This is a genomic window from Solidesulfovibrio aerotolerans (assembly GCF_009856865.1).
Taxonomy (GTDB): domain Bacteria; phylum Desulfobacterota; class Desulfovibrionia; order Desulfovibrionales; family Desulfovibrionaceae; genus Solidesulfovibrio; species Solidesulfovibrio aerotolerans.
This window is the reverse complement of sequence record NZ_WVUD01000001.1, coordinates 279,568-304,294: the sequence shown is the minus strand read 5'-3', so window position 1 is coordinate 304,294 and position 24,727 is coordinate 279,568. Positions and strand designations below refer to the sequence as shown.

Sequence of the window (24,727 nt, the reverse complement as noted above, 5' to 3'; positions counted from 1 at the left end):
TCATAAGAGGTAACCACATGGCGCTGTTCACCAAGGAAGAAGCCCTCAATTACCACTCCACCTGGCGCACGGGCAAACTCGAAGTCGTGCCCGTAAAGCCCTGCCGCAACCAAAAAGACCTGTCCCTGGCCTATTCCCCGGGCGTGGCCCACGCCTGTTTAGCCATCGCCGCCGATCCCGAACTGGGCTGGAAATACACCAACCGCCGCAATCTGGTGGCCGTTGTCTCCAACGGCACCGCTGTCCTGGGCCTTGGCAACATCGGCGCCCTGGCCGGCAAGCCGGTCATGGAAGGCAAGGGCGTGCTCTTTAAAATCTTTGCCGATATCGATGTCTACGACATCAACCTCAATACCAAAGACCCCGAGAAAATCATCGAGACGGTCAAGCTGCTCGAGCCCACCTTCGGGGCCATCAACCTCGAAGACATCAAAGCCCCCGAGTGCTTTGAAATCGAACAGCGTCTGATCGAAATGATGGACATTCCGGTGTTCCACGACGACCAGCACGGCACGGCCATCATCTCCGGTGCCGGCATCATCAACGCCGTGGAGATCGCCGGCAAAAAGATCGAAGATCTCAAAGTCGTGGTGTCCGGCGCTGGTGCGGCCGCCATTGCCTGCTCCAAGTTCTATGTGACACTCGGCGTCGATCAGGCCAACATCGCGATGTTTGACTCCAAGGGCCACATCCACACCGGCCGCACCGATCTGCACCCCACCAAGGCGCAGTTCGCCCAGAAAAAAGCCTACGCCAACATGGCCGAAGCCTTCAAGGGTGCCGACGTGTTCCTGGGCCTGTCCGCCAAGGGGCTGGTCACCAAGGACATGGTCAAGAGCATGGGCAAAAATCCCATCATCTTCGCCATGGCCAATCCCGATCCCGAGATTCCCTACAACGATGCCAAGGAAGCCCGCCCCGACGCCATCATGGGCACCGGCCGCTCGGATTTCCCCAACCAGGTCAACAACGTCTCCGGCTTCCCGTTTATCTTCCGCGGGGCGCTGGATGCCGGCTCCAAGCGCATCAACGAGCAGATGAAGATGGCCGCCGCCCGGTCCCTGGCCGCCCTGGCCAAGGAGCCCGTGCCCGTCGAGGTCATGGACATGTACGGCGAAAAGGACGTCAAGTTCGGCATCGACTACGTCATCCCCAAGGCGCTGGACTTCCGCATGCTGGAATGGGAAGCCCCGGCCGTGGCCAAGGCGGCCATGGACACCGGCGTGGCCACCATTCCGCTCGACCTTGAGCAGTACAAAAAAGACCTGCGCCTGCGTATCGACGCTTCCCACAAGCGCATCAAGGAATACGTCGCTTCCTACAACTACGACTTCTAGTATCTGCCCAGCCTGTATAACGCCAAACGCCCGGGACGATTCTTCGTCCCGGGCGTTTGGCGTTATACAGGCTGCAAGAAGGCAGAGACAGAAGGCAGAAAGACAAGAGGCCTCCGGCGGCCAAAGGGGTGACCCCTTTGGAATCCCACCTGTGGGCAAGGGGAAAAGGGGTACGGCGTCGCTCTGGCGGCACGATAGTTCAAAAACAATTTAATACACTGCAGCAGAAGGCAGAAGAGGCCTCCGGCGGCCAAAGGGGTGGCCCCTTTGGAATCCCACCTGGAGGCAAGGGGGAAAAGGAGTACAGCGTTGCTCTGGCGGCACGATAGTTTCAATATAAAATAATCATATGAGACATAATACGCATGAGAACGAAACAGCATTGAATAATTTATATATTTATTTCAAGGAAAATAGCGTTAGATACCTTGGGAATATCGTCTGCACAACTTCAAAAAAAGCAATCACCCTCTTGTCAAAACGACAAAACACCTCCATATTCGTAGTCCGTACCGTAACAATCAAACCCAAGAGGTAGCGCCATGACAAAACGGAACATCCTCCTTCTGGCTCTCGCCATCCTGGTATTGTGTGCGTCCCCTGTGCTGGCGGCCAAGAAGAAAGCCGTGCTCGACCCCATCAACGCCGACTATGCCAAGGGTGTGCAGGCCGTCAACGAACGGCATTGGAACGACGGCATCGCCCTTTTGACCAAGGTCATCGACAACCCGGCCACGCCCAAGGAAATCGTCCCCCTGGCCCTGACCAATCGCGGCTCGGCCTATGCCAACAAAAAGATGACCACCGAGGCCCTGGCCGATATCAGCAAGGCCATTGAACTCAACCCCGACTACACGTCGGCCTACTATGATCGCGCCCGCATCCTGGCCATGCAAAACAAGCATGCCGAGGCCATCGCCGATCTGACCAAGGCCATTGAACACAGCAAGGCCGGCAAGCCCCAGGCTGTCTATTACAAGAACCGGGCCTTAAGCTACGGGGCCATGACCAACCTCGACGCGGCCAAGGCTGATTTTATAAAGGCCAAGGAACTCGATCCATCGATTAAGGTTCCGGTGCATTACAAGCCGCTGCTCAAGCCGTAACCACCGCGATGCTGCACTGAAAAAGGCCCCGTAAGGGGCCTTTTTCATGGTCATGCGGTGTCATGTCGCCACACTGCACGTGGATCGGGATATTTCGCAGGCCGAGCCCGCCAAGCCGGGCGGCCCGCAACCGCGGCGACAGGACGGCCTTGGCCGCCGGCCCGCCGCTGCTTACTTCGTCTCCCCGGGCCGTCCCGGGCGCTGGCCGGCCGTCACCCGGGCCAGGGCCTGGGCCAGTTCGGCGGCATCCACGGGTTTGCTCACGTAGTCGTTCATGCCGGCGGCCATAAAGCGTTCCCGATCCCCGGCCATGGCGTAGGCGGTCATGGCAATGATGGGGATGGATTTTTTGTGGCCCAGGGAATCGTTGCTGCGGATGGCCCGGGTGGCGGCCACGCCGTCCATCACCGGCATCTGCACGTCCATGAGGATGCAGTCATACTCGGCCTCGGCCAACCGGGCCATGGCCTCGGCCCCATCCTCGGCCAGAGTGACCGTATGGCCGGCCTTTTCCAGCATCCGGGCAAAGCTCATAAGACTCACAGCGTCATCCTCGGCCAAAAGCAGGCGCAGCCCCGGCCCGGCGGCAAGGGGGCGGGGTATTGCCGCGACCTCGGCCACGTCGTCGCCTGTGCGCGCCAGGGGCAGGGAGACGACGATGGAGGTGCCGCTTCCCACGAAGCTCTCCACAGCGATCTCGCCGCCCATAAGACGCACCAGCCGCCGCACGATGGACAGCCCAAGGCCGGCACCGCCGAAGCGGCGCACATAGACACCTTCCACCTGGCCAAACGGCTCGAAAATACCGTCGAGCTGGTCGTCGGCAATGCCGATACCGGTGTCGGACACGGTGAAAAGCACTCGGAAGGCGGCGTCAAAGCGCGAGGAGGCCGGGCTGATGTCCAGGCGGACCGAACCGGCGTCGGTGAATTTGACCGCGTTGCCAACGAGGTTAAAGACTATCTGGCGCAGCCGGACTTCGTCAGCCAGGACGCGCTCGGGCAAACCGGCCCCCAGACTGACATGCAGCGTTATGCCCTTGTCCCGGGCCGGCAGGGTGAAAAGGTCCATGACGGCCTCGCGCAGATCGGCCGGAGAGCACGGAGCCTGACGGATGGCCAATCGGCCGGACTCCACCAGGGACAGATCGAGGATATCGGAAAGAAGCCGCGTGAGGCGCTTGGAGGATTTGACGGCGTTTTCCACATACTCCGCCTGTTCCTCGTCCAGGGTCGTGGTGGCGAGCAACTGGAGCATGCCCAGAACGCCGTTTAACGGGGTGCGGATTTCGTGGCTCATGTTGGCCAGAAATTCCGATTTGGACAGGCTGGCCGCCTCGGCTGCCTTTTTGGCGGCCACCAGCCGCCGGTCGGCCCGCATCCGTTCGATGACCTGGGAACAGGCCTCGGCCACGAGGTGCAACGAGGCCGCATGGCTGGCCTCAAAACCACCCTCCCGGCCGGACAGGCCGATAACGCCCAGGCATTCCCGACCGTGGTACAGGGGCAGATCCCAAAACGTCTCCACCAAAGTCCGGTCCAGGGCCTCGGCCGGTCCCGGCGGGGACTCGGCCAGGACGGACCGGCAGGCGGCGACGGCTGCGGCGTGGAGTTCTTCTGTGGACGCAAAGGCCCGGCCATGGGGCGCGCGATCCGGTCGCTGCCGGCTGACATCTGTGCCCCAGGCACTGGCGGCCACGGCCAGACAGTGCTGGGCGGGCCGCCCGCGCTCGTCGTCGCGCTGTTCAGCCACAAAGCCGCACCGGCTGTTGCTCAGGCGCAGCAGTTCATCCAAGGCCGCCCCAAAGATTGCTTCTGCGGTCTGGCCGGCCACATAGGCCCCGCGGATACGGGCGGCGGCGTCATGCAGGGCATCCTGCTGACATTTCTCCTGCGTGGCCCGCAGACGCTCGGTGATGTCGCGGGCAAACACCAGGCTCGCCGGGTTGCCCTGGAACTCAAACGGCACGGCCACGGCCTCCACCGACACGGCCACGCCGTCCATACGCAGATAGGACATTTCAATGCCTGGTTGCGGCAAACGCTCCTCATTAACGATGCGGATGCGTTGCCGCACGACTTCCCGAAAATCGGGATGGATGCGGGAAACAATCTCCTGGCCGAGCAGTTCCTCGGCCGCCATCGCACCGAAAAGCCGCAACGCCGCCGGGTTGACCAGAACGAACCGGCCGCCGCTCTGCACGATAATGGCGTCCGGGGCGCTGTCCACCAACTGGCGCAGCCGCTCTTCGCTGCGCACCAGGGCCTTGGTTGCCTCGACGCTGTCGGTGATGTCCTGGAAAATGACCGCGAAGCGGTCCGGTCCGGTCGGCACGGCCGAAACGCGCAGATGTTTTTGCAACGTCTCGAAATAGGTCTCGAAAGTATCAGGCGTGCCCGTAGCCACCACGCGTTCGTAAGCCGTAAGATCGGGGGGGCTGGCCAGACCGTACAGGGCGACCACCCGGGCTCCGATGGCCCGCTCCTGGGAAATGCCAAGGATGGTCGCATAGCCCGGATTGGCGTCGATGATGCTATAATCAACGATGCGCCCGGTAGCATCGCGCACCATCTCCAGCAGACACACCCCTTCGCCCATGGCGTCAAACAGGTCGTGGTAGCGGGCTTCGCTGGCAATAAGGGCCATTTCGGCCTGTTTGCGCGTGGTGATGTCCAGGCCGTACACGTTGGCGTAGCCGCGCTGGGGCACGGCAATGGCCGACAGGGCAAAGATCCGCTCCCCGACCGTGACTTCGATTTCGACCAGCCGCTCTTCGGCCAGGGCCTTAACGACCAGCGGCTGCAATGCATCGGGAAACGGCTGCTCCGGTGTGCTGCCCAGGGCGGCCAGCAGTGCCTGACCGGGGGCATTGGTGTACGCCACCGCCATGTCCGGCGTGATGCGCATGACCGGATGGGGGTTTTCGCCGGGGAACCGGGCCATGTCGCGCAGCGCCTGTTCGGACTGCTTTTGCGCGGTGACGTCCAGGGCGTAAGCCACGCGCGACGCCGGCTTGCCGTCAGCCCCCCGCAGCACCGTCACCTCGACAAGCACCGGGAATCGGCTGCCGTCCTTGCGGACATGGATGGTTTCCAGGATGCCGTGACCGGCGAGGTCAAAACCGGCGATGGTGACGGCAACCTGCTCCCATTCCTCTGGCGGGACGAGAAAATGCAGCGGCTGGCCGACGAGTTCCTCCGGCCGGTAGCCGCGCTGCCGGGCAAAGGCCGGGTTGACCTGGAGAAAGGTGTTGTCTGCCGCCTTGACGTGGGCCAGGCCGAAATCGGAACTTTCAAAGACCCGGCTCCAGCGCCGGGCCTGCTCCTCCAGCCGGTTGCGGTCGGTGACGTCGTTGGCCACTTCGAGGATGGACACCGGCCGGCTGGCGGCGTCGCGGTTGAGCACCCAGGACACGGCCAGATCGACGGCGCGGCCGTCCTTGGCGACCTTGCGCAGTTCCCCGGACCAGCGCCCCTGGCGCAGGAGGTCGTCCATGATGGCCTCAAGCGGCTGGGGAAAGACGGTCGCCAGCAGATCGTAGGAGACACACCCTTCGGCCTCTTCCCGGGTCCAACCGAAGAGACGCTCGGAGCCGGTGTTCCAATAGGTGATGCGTCCGTCAAGATCGCGCACCATGACCGTGGCCAGATCGAGCAGCCGGGCCTTTTCGCGCAGTTCCTCGGTGCGCCGGGCCACCAGCTGTTCCAGCTCTTCCTTGCCCCGGCGCAGTACGGCCTCGGCCTCTTTCTGGGCCGTGATCTCGCCAAATGTCAGCACCACGCCATCCACCCCGCCCTGGGGTGCGCGGAACGGATAGGCCCGCATGAGAAACCAGCGGCCAGCGGCTGTGTGCGTCTCGCGCTCTACAATGCCGTTTTCGGCCAACACCAGCCGGCAGTCGTTGACCAACGGCGAGGCATCGAAGGTGGTTTTGACCTGGTCCACGGGGCGCCCGACGTCGCTGGCAATGAGATGGAACAGTTCCGTGGCCGCCGGCGTGAAGCGCACCACCTGCAGATCGGCGTTTAACACCACCGTGGCAATGTTGGTGGCGGCCAACAGATTTTCCACAAAACTTTGGGCCTGGGCCAACTCCTCGATCTTACACTGCAATTCCGTATTCAGGGAGGTCAGCTCTTCATTGAGCGATTGAAGCTCTTCGCGAGAAGCTTCCATCTCCTCATTGGAGGACTGCAACTCTTCGTTGGAACTGATCAGTTCCTCGTTGGAGGCGCGCAGTTCCTCGGTGACCGTCTCGTAGCGTTCGACAGCCCGCTGGAGGGTATCATTGAGGCGCTCAATCTCGCCCTCATAGCGCCGGGTGGTTTCGGACACGTCAGGCAGCGTGACACGGACCGGCAGTTCCACCTCCCCGGACACCCGCTCAAAAATAAGCAGCACAAAGGCGGGATTGCCCCAGGCGTCAGGCATCCGGCAGGCCCGAAGCTGAACGAGCACCTGGCCGGTTTCGTCCATGGGCACCGGGCCGCAGACCTGCTCGGCGCCTGTGGCGGCAACCGCCTCAAGCACCTGGCGCAGGCACGGGCGCAACGCCTTGCGGGCCAGCTTGTTGATGGAAAGGCTCGGCGCGCCGGCCCCGATTTCCAGGTAGGGATTGATGTCGCCGACCAGACGCAAGACCTGGCCATCCAGATCGATCAGGGCGGATGGCGGGGCGTAGCGGGCCAAAAGCGCTGCCTCGGCCACGCCTTCGGGTTCAGGCAGCGCAGTCCTCGGCCGCCCGGGAGGCGGCACCCCGCCTGCGGCATACGCCAAGGACTGGCGGCGCGCCGGCAGATCAAAGCTGCCGGCCGCCAAGGCCTTGCGCTGGTACAGCCGCCAGCGTTTGTCCACCGTGGCAAAAAACGGCTCGGCCGCACCGATGGTTTCGGCCGGTCCCAAAAGCAGAAAACCGCCGGGACGCAGGGCATGGGCAAAAAGCGAAAGCACCTTGGACTGGACATCCGTATTGAGATAAATCAGGAAATTGCGGCATACGATCAGGTCCATGCCGAGAAAGGGCGGGTCGCGCAGCAGATTATGCAGGGCAAACACGATATCGTCGCGCAATTGCGGCGACATGGCGCAGTCCATAACCGAGCACTGGCAAAAGGCCGCCGCCCGGGCCTCGCCGATGGCCTGGACCACCTGCCTGGGATAGACGCCCCGGCGGGCGGTTTCCAGGGCCTTGGCGTCCAGGTCCGTGGCAAAGATCTTGACCGGCCGACGCTCTCCCCGCCCACGCTGATGCTCGGCCAGGAGCATGGCCACGGAATAAGCTTCCTCGCCCGTGGCGCAGCAAGCCACCCAGGTCCGCAGCACTTCGCGCGGGCCAAGGCTGTCAAACAAGGCGGGAATCGCCCGCTCGCCCAACCGGGCAAAGGCCTCGGGATCGCGGAAAAAAGACGTCACGCCGATGAGCAGATCGCCGAAAAGCCGGCTGCGCCCCACGGCGTCCTCGGCCAGTTTATCCGCGAACTCGGTCAGGTTGGACGTCCCGGCGAGCAGCATGTGCTTGTGCAGCCGACGCAGCACCGTGCTCTTTTTATAGCCCCGCACATCGTGGCCGGTGTGTTCGGCAAGCAGAGCGTAAATGCGCTCCAGGGCGGCGGTGCCCTCGGCTCCCACAACTGTTTCGGTTTCCCCCGCTTCCTCAGTTTCCCCGGCTCCTTGGGCTTCGGTGTCGTCGGGAAAGCCGCCAACCGCCCCCAGAGCCAGGCGCGGCACGGTTTTGACCAAAAAAGGGCCGATGGCCGCCGCCGGCAGCACCATGTCAGCCAGGCCCATGGCCGCAGCACCGGCCGGCTGGCCGTCTTCAAGCACGGTCTCCGGCTGCTGGACCACAACCAACCCGCCAACCGCGTGGATATCGCGGATGCCGGCCACGCCGTCGCTGCCGGCCCCGGACAGGACAACGGCCACTGCATTCGCCCCCTGATCCCGGGCCAGGGCACGGAAAAAACGGTCGATGACGTGGCGCCCTGGCGCGGCACACGGCGACACCAGTGCAAAAACGCCGTCACGGATGACCACATCGTAGCCCGCCGGCAACACGTAGATCCAGCCCGGCCGGGGGCGCAGGCCGTCGGTCAGGACCATCACCGGCAACGCGCCCGCCGCCGCCAACACCTCGGACAGCCGGCTGTCGTCGGCAACCGCAAGCGGGGTGACCACCACCAGGGCGGCGGCAAAATCCCGGGGCAGGCCGCCAAGGAACTGGGCCAGCGCCAGCCCTCCCCCAGCCGAGACCCCGACGCCGATAACCGGAAATCCTACCCGGCCAGCGGCTTCGGCCTGGCCGGGAATAGGATCGTCTCTATTCATGCAGCCCCCAACCCCAAAGAGAAAACGTATGTCTACCGGGAAAATCGAGCCTCCAAATCGGACAGTGAATCAATGTTGTATCACCGCCCCTGTCCCGGGGCAACACCCGCAACACATTCACAACAAAGGCCGGCTGAAGCCGGGTGCGCGGCGTTTGTGGCATAGGGCATCGTATTTTTGGTGAATACGATGCGCCTTTTATGCACTGCCACGGTTGCAGGCAGGCACAAACGAGGCAGAGCGAGAGGAAGGAGCCAGTGTGGGCTGCCGCTGTGCGGCGCAGGGGAAAATGGTCCAGGGCCGTACCACGGACGGGGTGATCCGGTCCGTGGCCTGTGCAGGCTGGGGCCATGGCCCAGGCGGTTTTGCCTGGGCCATGGCCCCACTCGTAACAAAGATGGCGTTCCCGCAGCGTCGGGGGCTCGCGGGGCGGCCCGGCCCGAAACCAGGCCAGCCCCCCGCTTTGCTCCGGTTGGGACGCGGCCGGCCGCGTCTACAGGGCGAGCGGACCGTTGTCGCGCAAATGGGGCAGGATGACCGGTGTGCGGCCCTGCCGGCGTCGGCCCAGCCAATACCCGGCCAAGGCCGGGACCACCACGGCCAGGGCGGCGGCCAACTGCACCCAGACCGGCCAGGGCGTGGTGCCGGTCTGGCCGGCCGCACCAGCGTCCTTGGCCGGGACCGGCGTCTGGGCTGCGGCATCGTTGGCCTGGGCAGGCTTTTGTCCAGACGGCACCGTCGCGGCGGCGGCGGCAGGGACGTCCGGCCGCGTTTCGACCGCAGCCGGGCGCATCGACGGTTGCGCCACGGCTGTCCGGGAAGCCAGGACCACCGGCGGCAGGGGCCGGCCTGCGGCGGGCAGCGCCTGGGCGGCAGGCCGGAGGGCCGGCGAGGTCGGCACCTGGGCCAGGGGCTGGACCTGGGCCGGGCTTTGAGGCTGGGCCGGGGCCGACGCCTGGACCAGGGGCTGGGCCTGGACCGAGGCAGGCGACAGGGTCGGGGTCTGGACCGGGGCCCCGGCCGAAATCTGGGGCAGGGCCTCGGCCGGGGTCCGGGGCTGGCCCGGGGTCTGCGCCAGCGCCTGGGCCGGCGTCGCCACGGGCGCTCCAGTAGGCGGATGCTGGCTCTGTCCCGTGGAGCCGGCCGCACCCGATGGGCGGCTGGCCACCCGGGCCGCCACCCGGCCACGCCCGATCTGACCCAGCACCAGGGCCGCCTGGGGATAGGTGCCCTGTACCACGGCCAGGACCGGACGCAGGGCCGCTTCGTCGGCGGCCTCGGCCAAACGCAGGCACCAGATGCCGTCGAGATCCAGCAGCCGCAATTGGCCGGACAGTTCACGCGGCAGGCTGGCGAGGCCTTCCCGCATGGCGGCCATGGCCCGTCCCTGATCCGGGAGGCAGGCAATCTCCACGGAATGGACCAGCCCCGGCGTTTCTTCCGCCAGGACCGGCGCAGCGGGCACACAACAAAGGGCCGCCACCAGGAGCGGCAGGCAGGCAAGCGCCTTACGGCAGGCAGGCATTGGCATCACGAAGTCCCCCTTCGGCGTTGCGGGCGAGGATGGTTGAACCGGCCGGGCAGACAGGCGCCGGGCACAGGCGCGGCAGTGGAAGCGTGGAATAAAAAATCGTTCCCGGCAAAAAACCGTCCAGCAGCACGGCGGACTGAAAAGCCCGGGGCGGCAGGGCGGCCAGCGCGGCATGGGCGGTGGCGGCGTCAGCATAGGTCTCGTCCACGACCACGTCGCAGGCCAGACCGTAGGCCGGATGATAATGCAGGCACAGGCGCAGCGACAACCCGTCGTCATCGCCGTCGCGCACGGCCGCCAGGGCGGTGTTGAGATCAGGCTCCCGGGCCACCCGCACCAGCCGGCTGCCAGGCAGCGGCGTCTGCTCGGTCGCCAGGGCGGGAAAGGTCAGCGGCTCAACCGGTCGCACCCGTCTGGGATCGGGCTGGCCGGGATTGGCTAAAACCACCCGGGACAGCACTTGGCCGTCCACATGGCCGTAGATGCGCCGCGCCGCCTCGGCGATGGACCAGTCCGGCGGTACCGCGGCCCGGCCGAGCAACTCCGGTGGCACGGTGCGCGCATCGGCCAGGGTCAGGGCCTCGGCAGCGGGTCCGGCCAGGGGGAGGCCGACGTTTTGGGCTGTTGCGGCAACCGGGGAAAAGGCTCCCAAGGTCGCCAGGGCCAGGGCCAGCCCGAGGCCGCACCGCTCCCGGGCCGTCTGTCCGGCCGGTTGTGCGTCCGGGTGCGCCGGTTTTGTTTGCGCCGCCCTGCTGCTTGCTGCCCGCATAATCCCTTCACCTGCCTTGCCCACACGCACGGTTGCCGATCTGGTCTGGGCAAAGCGGGAACAGCAAGAATGGCACCACTTCTGCGGAGAAGGTTCAAAAAAAATATTGCGCCATTATTCCGGCAGGATGTACTTCACGCACGGACGCCGGCCGGCCCCTCCCCACCGGCACAGGACAACTTAAATGTTTCATTTTATCAAACAACAATACTGCCCCGTGGCGGGCAGTATTGCCTGTCGGCGATCAAACCGGGCTGCGGAAATGAGCCGTGCGCCGCTAGGGAATCGTATAGGCCCAGATGACGTTGCCGTCCAAAAGGGCTTCCACCTTTTCGCCAGGGAGGAAGTTGTCTGTCCATCCCTCTTGAAAGCTGATTTCTTTGGTCTGGTAGGCATCGATGCTGACACGAAGCGTTTTCGGCGTGCCATCGAGATGATAGCATTTAAGATCAAAGGAGACCGTGGCCGAGGAGGGATTATTCAGCTGTAAAACAAAATTTTTCAGATAGCTCTTGCGCACAGACCGTTCGATGCCGCCAACCAACTTGGCGGATTTTTCGTATTCACCTGCAATTTTTGCCGCAATTTCCGCTTGCTGGGCCGCTTTTCTGGCTTCTTCTTCCTTGGCGGCGGCTTCCTGTTTGACGCGCTCCTCTTCCTCTATTTTCTTTCGAGCTGCTTCTTGAATTTGAATCTCGGCTTGTTGTTTGGCCAATTCAATGCGCATGAGTTCTTCTTTTTGCTGAATTTCAGTGCGCCGCAAGTATTCATGGATGCCGACAAAACAAGCAGAAGCCACAAGTATGAGTGTAACAACGGTAACGACAATTCGCTTGTACATTGACTGTTCCTTCCAACAAAGGCGTTGCCCACACGGCAAGACGCGTGCGGCCACTGGCGACTTCTGGCAGAATTATCGAAAAACATCAACGATAGACCATCGTTGAAACGAAACCAGCCCGGCTCGGGGCTTTCCCCGCTGGGGGCAAGGCCGCGCGCCAATCGGCCGACCCGGCAGCGTTTTTCAGGCGCTGCGCCATACCGCCCCGCTCCTCCCTACATATAGCCCAGCGCCCGCAGTTGCTCCATGGCGTCTTCCTTGTCCTGGTCGCGGCCGGCACGCTCACCGCTGCGATCCGCCAGATCCTGCTCCCAGGCCGGTTGATCGCTGTGGCGCACCGTGCCCGAGAGCGTCCCCAGACTGCGATAGCCCAGGCGGTAGAGGTCGCAAAAGGGCAGATCGTTGGACCGGGTAATCGCCCAGACATCGGCCTCGCGCATGTGCAGGATGGGATGCACGCGCAGATGCGGCGGTGCATCACGAGGGCTTTCATACAGTTCGTCAGCCCGGGCCGGATGCTCGTCCCAGCGGATGGCCGTGGCCAGGGCGGCCACACCGGCTTCGCGCAAAAAGGCGTTCATGGGAAACACCTTCATCAACTGGTTGCCCAAGGGCGATTCGGGATCAAACGGAAAGCCCGGGCCGGTAAAACCGGCGCGCGCCGCCTCGGCTTTGACCGCATCGGACAGCCCCCCCAGATCGACATAATCGCCGATAAGCGGCTTGCGATCCAAGATCTCGCGGTTGGCGGCCACGGTCAGCCGCAAGCCCCATTCGGCCGTCAGGCGTTTCTGGAAGGCCAGGATTTCAGGGAACGGGTCGCCCTCGTCGATGGTCAGCACGCGCGGCATGGTCCGACCGGTTGCGCGGCACAGTTCGCGGGTCAGCCACAACACCAACGTGCTGTCCTTGGCGCCGGTCCAGGCGATCCAGAAGGCGTCGCCAAAACGGTCCATGGCCCCGGCCAGGATACGCTGGGACAGGGCGATTTTTTCAGTCAGAGGCAGCGAAAGAATGGCTTCGTCCATACTGATGACTCCTGGAAAGAAATAAGCGCGCACGGTGCAACCGTGCAAGCGCGTAAGCGCGCAAAAGAGCAAGAGTGCCTCCGGCGGCCGGGAGGGGGTCGCCCCCTCCCGGACCCTCCCTGCCTGGGGGGCGGGGGAACGGCGGGGGGTTGGGGGACGAGCGCGAAATATGCCAAGAAGGTTATTTCATAAAACCAATCAATCCACCGACAGCATCACCCCGCCCCACCTTAACAACTTCTCCCATTCGGGGGGTCCGGGGGGATCATCCCCCCGGCCGCCGGAGGCCTCTTCCGCCTTCTCTTCTCTTCGCTCGCTCCCTCGGCCGTGGCACCGTAGGTGCAAACCATACGGTCCGGGCGGCTGCGGCGCAAGGGGCGACTGCCACGAACAATTTTTTGTTAAAAGAGCGTAAGTTCTGCACACAGTGTCTTGTCAAATGGATAGGATTGCCTCATATTCAAAGACCGTAACAATCCGATTTGGGCCGTTCCTGATTCTCTGTCTGACAATACGCAAATAGGCATGCCTTTATCGTCAAGCGACACCACTGGAGGTGCCATGAAACTGTCTGTGAAACTTGCCGGCGCATTCGCCGTGTTGCTTATTCTTTTGTGCGGCATCGGCGGGGTAGCTATCTATGAGATGGGTAAAATCAATGCCGACACCCATCAACTGGCCACCAATTGGCTGCCGGCCATCAAAGCAGTTGGCCAGATCAACAATCTGGCCTCCCTCTATCGTCGCAATGAACTGGTTCACTTGCTCACTACCGATACCGCCGAAATGCGGCGCTTGGAACAGGTCATGGACGGTGTCGAAAAAGACCTCAACAAAGCCATCGAAACCTGCAAGCCGCTGATAAACGAGCCTGAAGAACGGGAAAATTTCCCGAAGTTTATGGAATCCTGGAAGAAGTATCTCTCGCTGCATGCGCAGGTGCTCAAGCTGTCCCAGGCCAACGACAACGCGGAGGCAGCCAAGATCGCCAGCGGCGAACAGGCCCGGCATATCCGCGATGCCCAGCAATTCCTGGATATTCTTGTGGCCGTTAACGACAAGGGCGCACAAGCTTCGGCCGCTGACGCCGCCGAAGCCTATCAGGCCGGACGCACGGTCGTGTTCGTCTGCATCGCCCTGGGTCTGCTGCTCGGCATCGGCATGGCGGTCACGCTGGTGAAAAACGTGCTGGGCCAGCTCGGGCAAGACCCGGCCTACCTCGGTTCCGTGGCTTCGGAAGTGGCGGCCGGCAATCTCGACGTCAAGCTGGCCCCGGTGGCCGGCAGCGGCGGGGTCTACGGCGTCTTTGTGACCATGATCCACAATTTAAAGGCCAAAATCGCCGAGGCCGACCAAAAGACCGCCGAGGCCGCCAGCGAAGCCGCCGCCGCCCGCGCGGCCACGGCCACGGCCGAGGAAGCCGTCAGGGAAGCAGCCAAGGCCCGCACCGAAGGCATGTTGCAGGCGGCCGGCCGATTGGAAGGCGTGGCCGGCGTGGTGGGCTCGGCCTCCGACGAACTGGCCGGGCAGGTCGATCAGGCCCGCCAGGGTGCCCAGATTCAATCCGAACGCGTGGGCGAGACGGCCACCGCCATGGAAGAGATGAACGCCACCGTGCTGGAAGTGGCCCGCAGCGCCGGAACAGCCGCCGACACCACGGCCACGGCCAAATCCAAGGCCGAGGAAGGTGCCCAGGCCGTAGCCCGGGTGGCCGAATTCCTGGTGCGGGTCAGGGACAACGCCCACCAGTCGCGGGCGGACATGGAAGCGCTGGGCGGTCAGGCCGACAGCATCGGGCGCATCTTAAACGTCATTTCCGACATTGCCGATCAGACCAATCTGCTGGCACTCAATGCCGCCATCGAAGCGGCCCGGGCCGGTGAGGCCGGACGCGGGTTTGCCGTGGTTGCCGATGAAGTGCGCAAGCTCGCCGAAAAGACCATGACCGCCACCAAGGAAGTGGGTGAGGCCATCGGCGGCATCCAGACCGGCACGCGCAAGAATTATGACAACGTGGCCCAGGCCGTGGTCGCAGCGGAAGAAGCCGGCGGACTGATGACCAGCGCCAGGGACATCCTTGGCGAAATCGTCCAATTGGTAGACTCGGCCGCCGACCAGGTGCGTTCCATCGCCACGGCCTCCGAGCAGCAATCCTCCACCAGCGAGGAAATCAACCGCAGCATCGAAGATATCAACCGCATATCCGCTGATTCGGCCCAGGCCATGGAGATGGCCGGCCGGGCCGTTGTCGAATTGGTGGAACAGGCCCAGGAACTGGGGGCGCTCATTGCCGAGATGCAGGGCGAAGGCGGCGGCCCGGCCCGACCGGCCGTGGCCCGCTCCACGGCCGCCACCACCCGCAGCGCCCCCCGGTCGCTGCCGATGCCGGCGCGAAGCCCGGCCAAGGCCTTGCCAGCCGGACGCAGGGGCCGCTAAAGGAGTATGTGCCGTGGACATTCCCCGGATATTCACCATTTCCGAAAGTGCGCATCGCATCCATAATCCATTCACACCAGAAAAGCTCGCCACGCTCGGCGCGGCCTTGCGTTTGGAACCAGGGACCCGCGTGCTCGACCTCGGCAGCGGTTCGGGCGAGATGCTGTGTACCTGGGCACGCGATTACGGAATCAGCGGCGCTGGTATCGACATGAGCCAACTATTCACCGAACAAGCGAAACGCCGGGCTGACGCACTCGGCGTCGCCGATCGGGTCGCGTTCATCCACGCAGATGCTGCCGGCTACGTCGCCGACGAAAAGGTCGGTGTGGCAGCCTGTGTCGGTGCCACCTGGATCGGTGGGGGAATCGTCGGAACCATAGAACTTCTGGCCAAGAGTCTTTGCACGGGAGGCATCATCCTCATCGGCGAGCCCTATTGGCTGCAAGTGCCGCCGACAGAAGAGATCGCCAAGGGATGCCACGCCGGTTCCATCGCAGACTTTCTCTTGCTTCCAGAACTTCTCGCGTCTTTGGACAACCTCGACTACGACGTTGTGGAAATGGTTCTGGCAAACCAAGACGGCTGGGACAGGTACGAGGCCGCCAAGTGGCTCACGATGCGCCGCTGGCTCGAAACGAATCCCGACGATGCCTTCGCGAAAGAGGTTCGAGCCGAACTGACCTCGGCACCCCGACGCTACGCCACCTACACCCGTGCATACCTGGGCTGGGGTGTGTTCGCGCTCATGTCGCGGTAGCGGTAGACCATTGCCGCACAGCGTTCAAATACTGGCTGACTATTCCGTCCTTAACCGACCGGATTACCCGCCTGCGTCAAATGACCCTTTAAACTTCTCCCTGTGAGGGGTCCGGGGGGATCATCCCCCCGGCCGCCGGAGGCATCTCTCCCCATGCAAGCACTGCGCGACGCCCTGGTCTGGGTCTATTGGCATCCGTTTAAAAGAGTCGTGCAGGCCCTGCCGCCGGCGGCAGGCCGCGCCCTGGCCCGGGGGCTGGGGCATGCCCTTGGCCGCGTGCGAAACGCCCGGCGTGACGGTATGGCGGCAGCGGCCCGCGTTGTGCCCGGCGTGCCGGACGACCCGGCAACGCGCCTGGCCCTGGCCCAGCAGGCGCTGGTGGAATTTTGCCAGAACGACCTGGAAGTGCTGCTCTTTCCGACCCTGACCCCGGCACGCACCGCCGCCATGGCCGGCGTAAGCGGCCAGGAGCATCTGGACGCCGCCTTGGCCGCCGGGCGCGGAGCCATGCTGGTCTTTGGCCACTACGGGGCCAATCAGATGATTATGGCGGCGATTGGCCACGCCGGCTACACCATGTGCCAGCTCTCGGCCCCGGCCACGGTCTTAAACGAAAAGCTGCCCGAAGCGCGCCCCGCAGCCGTGCGCCGCACCCGGGAACTGCGCTGGGCCCACGAACAAACCCTGCCGGTCAAACATATCGATGTGTTCGGCAGCTTAAAGGGAGCGTTTTCCTGTCTGCGCGCCGGCCACGTCCTGGGCGTGGCCCTGGACGGCGGTGGCGGCGAAAAGCGGGCGCTCGTGCCGTTTCTGGGCCGGCATGCCTATTTTTCCCTCGGCCCCATGCTGCTGGCCGGCAAAACCGGCTGCGCCGTGGTGCCGTGCTTTATGGAACGGGCCCAAAACGGGCGGCTGACACTGCGCCTCGAACCGGCCCTGCCCCTGGTCCGACCCGGCGAGGACGGGCTTTCGGCCGACGACGCGGCCACACGCAATACCGCCGCCGCCGCCGCCCGGCTGTCGGCAGCCATCATCGCCAATCCCAGCCCCTACCTCTATTTCCTGGCCTTTCGCCTGCACATGGCCGCCGCCGGCCATGACGCTTTTTTTAGTGAAGCGGCAGAAGAGAGAGAAGAGGCATAAGAGTGCCTCCGGCGGCCGGGGGGGATAATCCCCCCCGGACCCCCTTGAGGGGAGAGGTATTTCAATGGGTTACCGGTGGTGCAGATGGCGAGATTCGGTTGTTGGGGTGACTGGTTTTATGAAAAAACTTCTTGGAATACACCGCACCTGTCCCATCCCCCAACCACCCGACACCCCAGGTGGGATTCCAAAGGGCTCAGCCCTTTGGCCGCCGGAGGCACTCTTTTTTCAATAAATCTGAACTCTTTACTGGGTGGGGAGTTGGTTGACAAACAGGCTGAGCGAGCCGTCTTCGTCGCGGTAGACGTTGCCGGTGAGCGTCACGGACTGGCCCTTGAACTTTTTGTGGAAGGCTTCTTCCTGTTCCAGGGTGACTTCTTCCGGCGTGAGCACCATATAGCTGACCCCCTGGTCGGTGGTCAGCAGCAAACCGTCGGCATAATCGTTTTCGATGATGCCGGTCACGGCGACGCCGGCCTTGATCGGTTTGGCGTCATCGTCGTTGTTGCTGGGCGCGGCAGCCCGGGCCGGGCCGGTGAGCAGCAGGGCGCACAGCAGGGTCAGGGCAACAAGGCCCAGGCGGGCGAGGTTGAAGGATCGTTTGTCCATGCCGTCTCCGTGCGGCCAAATCTTGTAAACAGGCCCGGGCGGGCGCACAACGCCCGGACGTTTTGGCTTTATACCGGATCGAGCCGGTGGGCAATCTCCATGAAGTGACCAGAATGCCTTGCCAAAATCCTTTTTCCCGCTGTATGCCGTCCCATACTCCCCAGGAGGTCCGATGGCTGACGCTGCCTGTATGACTTTGGCGGACATGCTGCGCCGCAACGCCGCAGAACGTGGAGACGGCGTGGCCATCGCGGCCGGCGAAGCCGTTGTGACCCATGCGGCTTTGGCCGAAGCGGTGTTGCGGCTGGCTGGCGGCCTTTTCGAGCTGGGACTGGTCCCTGGAGCGCGGCTGGCTGTTTTTTCGCGCAAGACACCGGCGGCAGTGACGGCCTTTCTGGCCACGGCCGCAGCCGGCGGTGTTTTTTTTCCGGTCGATCCCAACCAGCCGGCGGCTGTGACCCGCGACATCCTGGCCCGGCTGGCCCCGGTCGTCATGGTTGTGGCCGCCGAATTCCTGCCCGTCATCAACACGCTGTATCCGGCCGCACCACCCTTTGCCCTGCTCGTGTGCGACGGACCGGCCCCGCCGGGGCTGCCCCATATAAACGATCTGTGCACCGGCCCCCTGCCGGCCCGGCTGCCCACGGTCGGCCGGGACGACGCGGTCTATTTAAATTTCACCTCCGGCACCACCGGCGCGCCCAAGGGGGCGGTGACGACCCTTGGCAATCTGCTGGCCAACACCCGGGCGGCTGTGGACGCGTTTGGCCTTGTCCCGGATGACGTGCATTTGTGCATGATGCCGATTTTCGTGCATCCCCACGAGATCCTGCTGCGCCCGCTGTATCTGGGCGGAACCATGGTGCTGTGCGACCGGGTTTCGGCCCGGGCTGTGGCAGCGGCCTGCATCGAACACAAGGTCACGGCGCTTATGGCTGTGGCCGCCATCTATGAAACGCTGTTGCGTCTGCCGGCCGGCTCGGCCAATCCGCTGGCCACGGTGCGGGTGGCGGAATCCGGGGGCATGCATGTGCCCTCGGCCCTGGCAACAGGCTTGCTGCGGCGTTACGGGACGGCCATCCTGCCGGTCTGGGGCAGCACCGAAACCACGGGCGTGGCCCTGGCCAACCGTCCTGGCGATCCCTATACCCCGTGCTGCCTGGGGCGACCGGCAGCCGGCTATGACGTCCAGGTCTTGCGCGAGGACGGGCAGCCGTGTGCCGACGGTGAACCCGGCGAACTGGTCGTTTCCGGCCCCGGCGTGTGCCCGGGGTATTTTGGCGAAGCCTCCCAGGCGCAATACCGCCTGCACGGCGGCCGGTTTCGCACCGGCGACGAAATCTATCGCGACGGGTCGGGCCGGTTTTATTTTGCCGGCCGCCAATCCATGCTCCTTAAAGTCGGGGGCATGAAGGTCTTTCCGGTGGAAATCGAAGAAGCCTTGCGCCAGCACCCGGACGTGGCCGAGGCGGTGGTTATTCCGTTTGCCGACGATCTGCGCGGCGAAGCGGCCAAGGCGGTCGTTGCCCCGCGCAATGGGGCGGTGCTGACCACGGCCGGGCTGCGCCGGTTCCTGCAAACCCGTCTGCATCGGCTTAAAATGCCGCGCGTCATTGAAATCCGCGACGCGCTGCCCCGAACCCCTGGAGGAAAAATCGCATGGCGCGCCCTTGTGTCGGACTCGCCCACGCCCTGATCGGCGAGGCCCCGGACGCCTATACCGACGCGGGCCTTGCCGCTGTCGTTGCCTTGGTTTCCCGGGCCGTGGCCGGTTGCTGCGATCTGGCGACGCTTGTGCGTGGCAAAACGGTGCTTTTAAAGCCCAATCTGGTGCGCCCCAATCCGCACAATCCCCGCTCGGTGGTCACTGACGAGCGGGTGATCCTGGCCATGGTGCGGCTGGTGCGCCAGGCTGGGGCGACGGTGGTGCGCGTGGGCGACAATCCGGGCTACGGCCTGCCCTTGGGCGAAGCCCTGCGCGGCCTGGACCGCTTTACCTCCCGGCTGGCCGCCGAGGGGGGGGAGCTGGTCTACTTTGACGCCGCCGACCCGGTGCTGGTTCCCAATCCAACGGCCTTGCTCTTCGACCCGGTGCCCCTGCCGCGCGTGCTGCTGGAGTCCGACGTCTATATCAACATCCCCAAATTAAAGACCCATGTGCATACGCTGGTGACCCTTGGCATCAAAAACCAGTACGGCCTTATTTTGGATGACAACCGCATGCCCTGGCACCGCAACGATATCAATATCAAGATTATCGATATCCTGCGGGTGGTACGGCCCCATCTGACCGTGGTGGACGGGTTGTGGGCGGTGCAGGGCCAGGCCCCGCTGTCCGGGTCGAGCCTGCCGGACATGAACGTCATCGTGGCCGGGACCGACGTGTGCGCCGTGGACACGGTCTGCACCGATCTGATGGGCATTGCCCCGCAGGAGGTGGCCATGCTGCGGCTGGCCGGCCAGGAGGGGCTGGGCGAAACGGATCCGGCCGCCATCGACGTGGTGGGCGACGATCCGGCCCGCTGCCGGCGGCAGTTCGTGCGCCCGATCTTAAGCTCCATGGGGGCGTATCCGGCCGTGCGGGTGGTGGAAGGCGGGGCCTGCCAGGGGTGTCTGTCGGCCTTGCGCCATGCGCTTGACAAGCTTGGCAGCGAGGGGCTTTTGGACGGGCGTGACCCGGTGTCGCTTTACGTCGGCGTACCCATGCCGGAAATGGCCAACATCCGTAATGTGCGCGGCGAACTTTGGTGCTTTGGGGCGTGTAGCGCACCGTTGGTCTTTAATACCAAAAAGCCCGGCTCCATCGCCCAACATGTGCCCGGCTGTCCGCCGCACATTCTGGACTTTTACAAGGCGTACAAAACGCGCTACGGCCTGTAGGCCAACACGTTGCCCCACCAAAAGGACATACCGGCCATGCGCGTAGCCCTCATTTCGCCCTATCCCGACATTACCGCCTACGGCGTGCGCGCCATTGCCGCCTTTTTAAAGGCCAACGGCGTGGCCGTGCGCTTGATTTTTCTGCCCGATCCACTCGGCGACGCTCTGACCGATTGTCCCGAGCGCTATCCTGCCGCCGTCATGGAGCAGACAGCGGCCTTGTGCGCCGATTGCGACCTCGTCGGCGTGTCGCTTATGACCAACTACGTGGACAATGCGGTGCAGATCACCCGGGCGGTCAAGGCGAAAACGGGCGTGCCGGTGCTGTGGGGCGGGGTGCATCCCACCATCCGGCCCGAGGAGTGCCTGGAGCTGGCCGATCTGGTCTGCGTGGGCGATGGCGAGGAAGCCATCCTGGACGTGGTGCGGGCCATCGAGGCCGACGGCGACCTGACCACCATTGCCAACATCCAGGCGCGGCGCACAGACGGGACCATGGCCCGCAACGCGGTGCGGCCGCTGACCCAAAATCTCGACGCCCTGCCGGCCCCGGACTGGTCCCATGAGGACCACCATATTTGGGACAGCCAAAACCCGCTGGCCGGTGTCGTGCCGCTGACCCCGGCCGCCACAGAAGCTATCCTGGCCCGGGGCACGGTGTCGCTGCTGCTCGGCAAGATCGGCTACCAGACCATGACCGGCCGGGGCTGCCCCCACCGCTGCGCCTACTGCGTCAACGACGCCATAAAGGCGCTCTACGGGGCCAAGGGCTATCTGCGCTGGCGTGGCACGGACCATGTGCTGGCCGAAATCGAGACGGTGCGGCGCATCCTGCCCGACATCGGCTATGTCTGGATCTCCGACGACGCCTTTTTCGCCAGGCCCCTGGCCGATATTGTGGAGTTTTGCCGGCAGTGGAAGACGCGCATCGGGTTGCCGTTTAGCTGTCTCGGCTCGCCGGCCACCATCAGCCGGGAGAAAATGGACGCCCTGCTCGACGCCGGCCTGTTTTACCTGCAAATGGGCGTACAGACCGGCTCGCCGCGCATCCAGAAGCTTTTTAATCGTCAGGCCATGGGCAACGAGGTCATGCTGGCCGCCATGCGCATCATAAACGCCTCCAAGGACCGCATGTTTCCCCCCAGTTACGATTTCATCCTGGACACGCCGTATGAAACCACGGCCGACCGGCTGGAATCGGTGCGCTTTATTGCCCAGATTCCCAAACCGTTTCGGCTCCAGCCGTTTTCCCTGGTCCTGTATCCCGGCACCAAGCTCCATGCCATGGCCGCTGCCGACGGCTTCCTGACCGATGAGCGCCGCCAAGTGTATACCAAGTCCTACACCATGCGCCGGCCTGATTATATCAATCTGCTGATCCTTCTGGCCAAGGGCGGGCGCATGCCGTCCCGGCTGCTGGCTCTACTCGCCAGCGACGCCGTGGCCGGGGTGCTGGTCCGGCCGCTATTTAACCCGCTGTGGCAGGGGCTTTTTGCCCTCATGGGACCGGCCAAACGGCTGCTGCGCCGGGTGTCGGGCCGGGCATGAGAATCGCGCTGGTCCAATCCTGGCTCGGCCAGGGAGCCGGAGAGCCGGTCTTTCCCATTGGTTTGGCCTCCCTGGCCGCCAGCCTGCCGGGGCACGAGGTCCGGGCCTTTGATCCCAACGTGGCCGGGGCTGATCCCATGGCCGGGCTGGCGCGCTTTCTGCGCGATTTTTCGCCAGAACTGACCGGCATTTCCCTGCGAAACATTGATTCCACCAACACCCGGGTCAACGTCTCCTATCTGCCGCCCTTTGCCGCCACCCTGGAGGCCGTGCGCCGGGAGACGGCCGGCCCCGTGGCTGTGGGCGGAGCCGGCTTTTCCATGTTCGCCCCGGCCATCATGGCTGCCTATCCGGCCATCGACTTTGGCGTTGCCCTGGAAGGGGAAATCGTTTTTGCCGGGCTGGCCGACGCCCTGGCCCGGGGGGTGTCGCCGGCGGCCGTGCCGTCGCTCTATGGCCGGGACGCCACCGGGGCGGCGTTTTATACCGGCGAAGCGGGAAAGATTGATTTGTCGGCGCTGCCGTCCCCGGATTTCGCCCTCCTGCCCCTGGCCCCCTATCTGGCCGTGCCGTGGGGCATTGGCGTCGAGACCAAACGCGGCTGCGCCCTTTCCTGCGTCTATTGCCCGTACGGGTTTTTAAACGGCCGGCGGTATCGCGCCAAGGCCCCGGAGCAGGTGGCGGCCGAGATCATCGCCTTGCGCGACGTCCACGGCGCCAAGCGGTTCACCTTTCTCGATTCGGTCTTTAATTTCCCGTCGGATCACGCCACGGCCGTCATGAAAGCCATGATCGCGGCCGAGGCCACCCTGCCCTGGTCGGCCTGGTTTGCCGAACGGGGACTGACCCGCGAGTTTTTGCAACTGGCCCGCCGGGCCGGCTGCGACACGGTCATTTTCTCCCCGGACGCCTTTGGCGACACAGCCTTAAAGCGCCTGGGCAAAGCCTCAAGCGTGGCCGAAATCAAGGCCGCCTACGCCCTGGTCCGTGATATGGGCTGCTTTGACGTCAGCTACAATTTTTTTAAAAACCCGCCCGGCCAGACGCTGGCAGCGGCCCTGTCTATGCTGCGGTTCATTTTCAAAGCCCGGCGCGAAATGGGAAAAAGAGCGCATTTCGAGCTTAACGCCATCCGGGTCGAACCGCACACCGCCCTGGCCGAAATCGCCCTGGAACAAGGCCTGATCACCCCGGACACCGATCTCCTGGAGCCGATCCTGTACAGCCAGACAAAGACCGCCTACATCGACAAATGCCTTGACCTGCTCCTGCGGGCGGCGGGGAAATAACGTGCGCGTCGGGGAGAATCCCGGGCGCGATCTGCTGCGCCTGCTCGTCTGGTATCCCCTGCGTCTGGTGGCCGAACGCCTGCCCTTTGGCGCGGCCCTGGCCCTCTATCGCGCCATGGGCCGGCTGCACCAACGCCTTTCCCGGGGCCGGACCGGGCGCATCGCCCAGGCCGTTCGCCGGGTGGCACCTGGGCTGACCCCGCCGGCCCAGGCCCAAGCCGTGGCCGACGCCTTTGCCACCCACTACGTCAACCAGCTGCTCGTCTTCAATTTACCCAGACTGACATGTGAAAACATAAATCAACTCATTGAAATAACCGGTCTCAGCCGCCTGGAAGCCGCCCGGGGCCACGGGCGCGGCGTGGTCCTGCCCCTGGGGCACTTCGGCCCCACCCAGCTTCCCCTGGCTGCCCTGGGAGCGCTGGGCTTTCCCATGCTCCAGATCGGCCATTTGTCCGACGCCGGACTTTCCTTTATAGGCAAACATGTCGCCTTCCGCCTGCGGGCGCGCTACGAAGGGCGTATCCCGGCCCGCATCGTGCCGCCCGGCCCCGGCACGCGGCAAGCTTTGGCCCATCTGCGGGCCGGCGGCATCGTCATGACCACTGCCGACGACGGGCCGGGGCAGCCACCCTTTGGCCGCCACGCCGTGGTTGATTTCCCGGGCGGCCCGTTGTCGGTGCCCCTGGGACCGGCCCGGCTGGCCCTGGCCACAGGGGCTGTCCTGCTGCCGGTCTTTCTGGAGGCCGGCACCGTTTCGCCCTACCGCCTCGTGATCGAGGGACCGATCAGCCCGCCCCCGTCCTCCGTTGGTGCCGGCGCAGCAGCCGAGCGCGGGCGCGATGCCGCCGCCCTGGCCATGACCGAAGCCTGGGCGGCCGCCTACGCCGCCCGGGTCGTGGCCGCGCCGGGCTGGTGGCACGGCCTGGAGGCCCATGTTTTTCCTTGAATCCGGGCCTCGTCTCGGCCACAATCCGTTTCCCAGACCCCAAGAAGCGTTGCCGGACGCAGGGTCGGGCTGGCTTTGTGCCAACCGCTCTGCTAACGCGTCCGGGCACCCTGAAACGTCGGCTGGCCGACCTGGAAGCCACGGCTTCCTGGGCCTTTCGCCCCTCTACCCTGCCCA

16 protein-coding genes are annotated in these 24,727 nt (G+C 64.4%); 10 read left to right on the top strand and 6 right to left on the bottom strand.

The genetic code is table 11. The features are described from left to right. Positions 1 to 17: 17 nt before the first annotated feature. Together GTA51_RS01350 and GTA51_RS01345 are read left to right on the top strand one after the other, a co-directional pair. Positions 18 to 1,337, top strand: coding sequence for a malic enzyme-like NAD(P)-binding protein (locus GTA51_RS01350; RefSeq protein ID WP_160958022.1), 1,320 nt, complete (start codon positions 18 to 20; stop codon positions 1,335 to 1,337). A gap of 542 nt (positions 1,338 to 1,879) precedes the next feature. Continuing rightward, positions 1,880 to 2,443 (top strand): tetratricopeptide repeat protein, encoded by a 564-nt coding sequence (locus GTA51_RS01345; protein WP_160958020.1) that lies wholly within the window; start codon positions 1,880 to 1,882, stop codon positions 2,441 to 2,443. A gap of 171 nt (positions 2,444 to 2,614) precedes the next feature. On the opposite strand, the gene GTA51_RS01340 is transcribed toward GTA51_RS01345, so the two are convergent. The 5 genes from GTA51_RS01340 to GTA51_RS01320 all read right to left on the bottom strand — a co-directional run bounded on the left by GTA51_RS01340 (position 2,615) and on the right by GTA51_RS01320 (position 12,936). After that, positions 2,615 to 8,767, bottom strand: coding sequence for a PAS domain S-box protein (locus GTA51_RS01340; RefSeq protein ID WP_160958018.1), 6,153 nt, complete (start codon positions 8,765 to 8,767; stop codon positions 2,615 to 2,617). A gap of 493 nt (positions 8,768 to 9,260) precedes the next feature. Next, entirely contained in the window at positions 9,261 to 10,301 is a 1,041-nt protein-coding gene (locus GTA51_RS01335) for a hypothetical protein (RefSeq protein ID WP_160958016.1), read from the bottom strand. Next, positions 10,276 to 11,067, bottom strand: coding sequence for a hypothetical protein (locus GTA51_RS01330; protein WP_160958014.1), 792 nt, complete (start codon positions 11,065 to 11,067; stop codon positions 10,276 to 10,278). Before GTA51_RS01330 ends, GTA51_RS01335 begins: the two co-directional genes overlap by 26 nt. Before the next feature lie 277 nt (positions 11,068 to 11,344). Continuing rightward, the gene (locus GTA51_RS01325; RefSeq protein ID WP_160958012.1) at positions 11,345 to 11,908 is read right to left on the bottom strand and encodes a hypothetical protein; all 564 of its coding nucleotides are present in this window, start codon (positions 11,906 to 11,908) and stop codon (positions 11,345 to 11,347) included. Positions 11,909 to 12,123: 215 nt separating this feature from the next. Further along, on the bottom strand, positions 12,124 to 12,936 hold the full coding sequence (locus GTA51_RS01320; protein ID WP_160958010.1) for a phosphoadenosine phosphosulfate reductase family protein: 813 nt from the start codon (positions 12,934 to 12,936) through the stop codon (positions 12,124 to 12,126). A gap of 561 nt (positions 12,937 to 13,497) precedes the next feature. Between GTA51_RS01320 and GTA51_RS01315 the strand changes: the two genes are divergently transcribed. The 3 genes from GTA51_RS01315 to GTA51_RS01305 all read left to right on the top strand — a co-directional run bounded on the left by GTA51_RS01315 (position 13,498) and on the right by GTA51_RS01305 (position 17,275). Next, positions 13,498 to 15,372 (top strand): methyl-accepting chemotaxis protein, encoded by a 1,875-nt coding sequence (locus GTA51_RS01315; protein ID WP_160958009.1) that lies wholly within the window; start codon positions 13,498 to 13,500, stop codon positions 15,370 to 15,372. A gap of 13 nt (positions 15,373 to 15,385) precedes the next feature. Continuing rightward, positions 15,386 to 16,132, top strand: a complete 747-nt coding sequence (locus GTA51_RS01310; protein WP_160958007.1) for a methyltransferase domain-containing protein — start codon at positions 15,386 to 15,388, stop codon at positions 16,130 to 16,132. A gap of 153 nt (positions 16,133 to 16,285) precedes the next feature. Beyond that, complete coding sequence (locus GTA51_RS01305) at positions 16,286 to 17,275, top strand: lysophospholipid acyltransferase family protein (RefSeq protein ID WP_160958006.1); 990 nt, start codon at positions 16,286 to 16,288, stop codon at positions 17,273 to 17,275. Positions 17,276 to 17,521: 246 nt separating this feature from the next. Here the strand turns inward: GTA51_RS01305 and GTA51_RS01300 are convergent, their stop codons facing one another. After that, on the bottom strand, positions 17,522 to 17,884 hold the full coding sequence (locus tag GTA51_RS01300) for a hypothetical protein (RefSeq protein WP_160958004.1): 363 nt from the start codon (positions 17,882 to 17,884) through the stop codon (positions 17,522 to 17,524). A gap of 172 nt (positions 17,885 to 18,056) precedes the next feature. On the opposite strand from GTA51_RS01300, the gene GTA51_RS01295 reads away from it, so the two are divergent. The 5 genes from GTA51_RS01295 to GTA51_RS01275 are packed head-to-tail and all read left to right on the top strand — an operon-like array spanning position 18,057 to position 24,550. Next, positions 18,057 to 19,580 (top strand): class I adenylate-forming enzyme family protein, encoded by a 1,524-nt coding sequence (locus tag GTA51_RS01295; protein WP_160958003.1) that lies wholly within the window; start codon positions 18,057 to 18,059, stop codon positions 19,578 to 19,580. Then, positions 19,544 to 20,764 (top strand): DUF362 domain-containing protein, encoded by a 1,221-nt coding sequence (locus GTA51_RS01290; RefSeq protein ID WP_160958001.1) that lies wholly within the window; start codon positions 19,544 to 19,546, stop codon positions 20,762 to 20,764. Before GTA51_RS01295 ends, GTA51_RS01290 begins: the two co-directional genes overlap by 37 nt. Before the next feature lie 36 nt (positions 20,765 to 20,800). Further along, complete coding sequence (locus GTA51_RS01285) at positions 20,801 to 22,312, top strand: B12-binding domain-containing radical SAM protein (RefSeq protein WP_160958000.1); 1,512 nt, start codon at positions 20,801 to 20,803, stop codon at positions 22,310 to 22,312. Then, complete coding sequence (locus GTA51_RS01280) at positions 22,309 to 23,601, top strand: B12-binding domain-containing radical SAM protein (protein WP_160957998.1); 1,293 nt, start codon at positions 22,309 to 22,311, stop codon at positions 23,599 to 23,601. The genes GTA51_RS01285 and GTA51_RS01280 overlap by 4 nt, the downstream gene beginning before the upstream one ends. Position 23,602: 1 nt before the next feature. Beyond that, positions 23,603 to 24,550: an LpxL/LpxP family acyltransferase gene (locus GTA51_RS01275; RefSeq protein ID WP_160957996.1), complete on the top strand. Its 948-nt coding sequence runs from the start codon at positions 23,603 to 23,605 to the stop codon at positions 24,548 to 24,550. The last annotated feature ends 177 nt before the right edge of the window (positions 24,551 to 24,727 follow it).

What these genes read in the sequence shown, in the direction of transcription:
- GTA51_RS01350 (WP_160958022.1), top strand. Translation starts at nt 18, where the DNA reads ATGGCGCTGTTCACCAAGGAAGAAGCCCTCAATTACCACTCCACCTGG.
- GTA51_RS01345 (WP_160958020.1), top strand. Translation starts at nt 1,880, where the DNA reads ATGACAAAACGGAACATCCTCCTTCTGGCTCTCGCCATCCTGGTATTG.
- GTA51_RS01340 (WP_160958018.1), bottom strand. Translation starts at nt 8,767, where the DNA reads ATGAATAGAGACGATCCTATTCCCGGCCAGGCCGAAGCCGCTGGCCGG.
- GTA51_RS01330 (WP_160958014.1), bottom strand. Translation starts at nt 11,067, where the DNA reads ATGCGGGCAGCAAGCAGCAGGGCGGCGCAAACAAAACCGGCGCACCCG.
- GTA51_RS01325 (WP_160958012.1), bottom strand. Translation starts at nt 11,908, where the DNA reads ATGTACAAGCGAATTGTCGTTACCGTTGTTACACTCATACTTGTGGCT.
- GTA51_RS01320 (WP_160958010.1), bottom strand. Translation starts at nt 12,936, where the DNA reads ATGGACGAAGCCATTCTTTCGCTGCCTCTGACTGAAAAAATCGCCCTG.
- GTA51_RS01315 (WP_160958009.1), top strand. Translation starts at nt 13,498, where the DNA reads ATGAAACTGTCTGTGAAACTTGCCGGCGCATTCGCCGTGTTGCTTATT.
- GTA51_RS01305 (WP_160958006.1), top strand. Translation starts at nt 16,286, where the DNA reads ATGCAAGCACTGCGCGACGCCCTGGTCTGGGTCTATTGGCATCCGTTT.
- GTA51_RS01300 (WP_160958004.1), bottom strand. Translation starts at nt 17,884, where the DNA reads ATGGACAAACGATCCTTCAACCTCGCCCGCCTGGGCCTTGTTGCCCTG.
- GTA51_RS01295 (WP_160958003.1), top strand. Translation starts at nt 18,057, where the DNA reads ATGGCTGACGCTGCCTGTATGACTTTGGCGGACATGCTGCGCCGCAAC.
- GTA51_RS01290 (WP_160958001.1), top strand. Translation starts at nt 19,544, where the DNA reads ATGGCGCGCCCTTGTGTCGGACTCGCCCACGCCCTGATCGGCGAGGCC.
- GTA51_RS01285 (WP_160958000.1), top strand. Translation starts at nt 20,801, where the DNA reads ATGCGCGTAGCCCTCATTTCGCCCTATCCCGACATTACCGCCTACGGC.
- GTA51_RS01280 (WP_160957998.1), top strand. Translation starts at nt 22,309, where the DNA reads ATGAGAATCGCGCTGGTCCAATCCTGGCTCGGCCAGGGAGCCGGAGAG.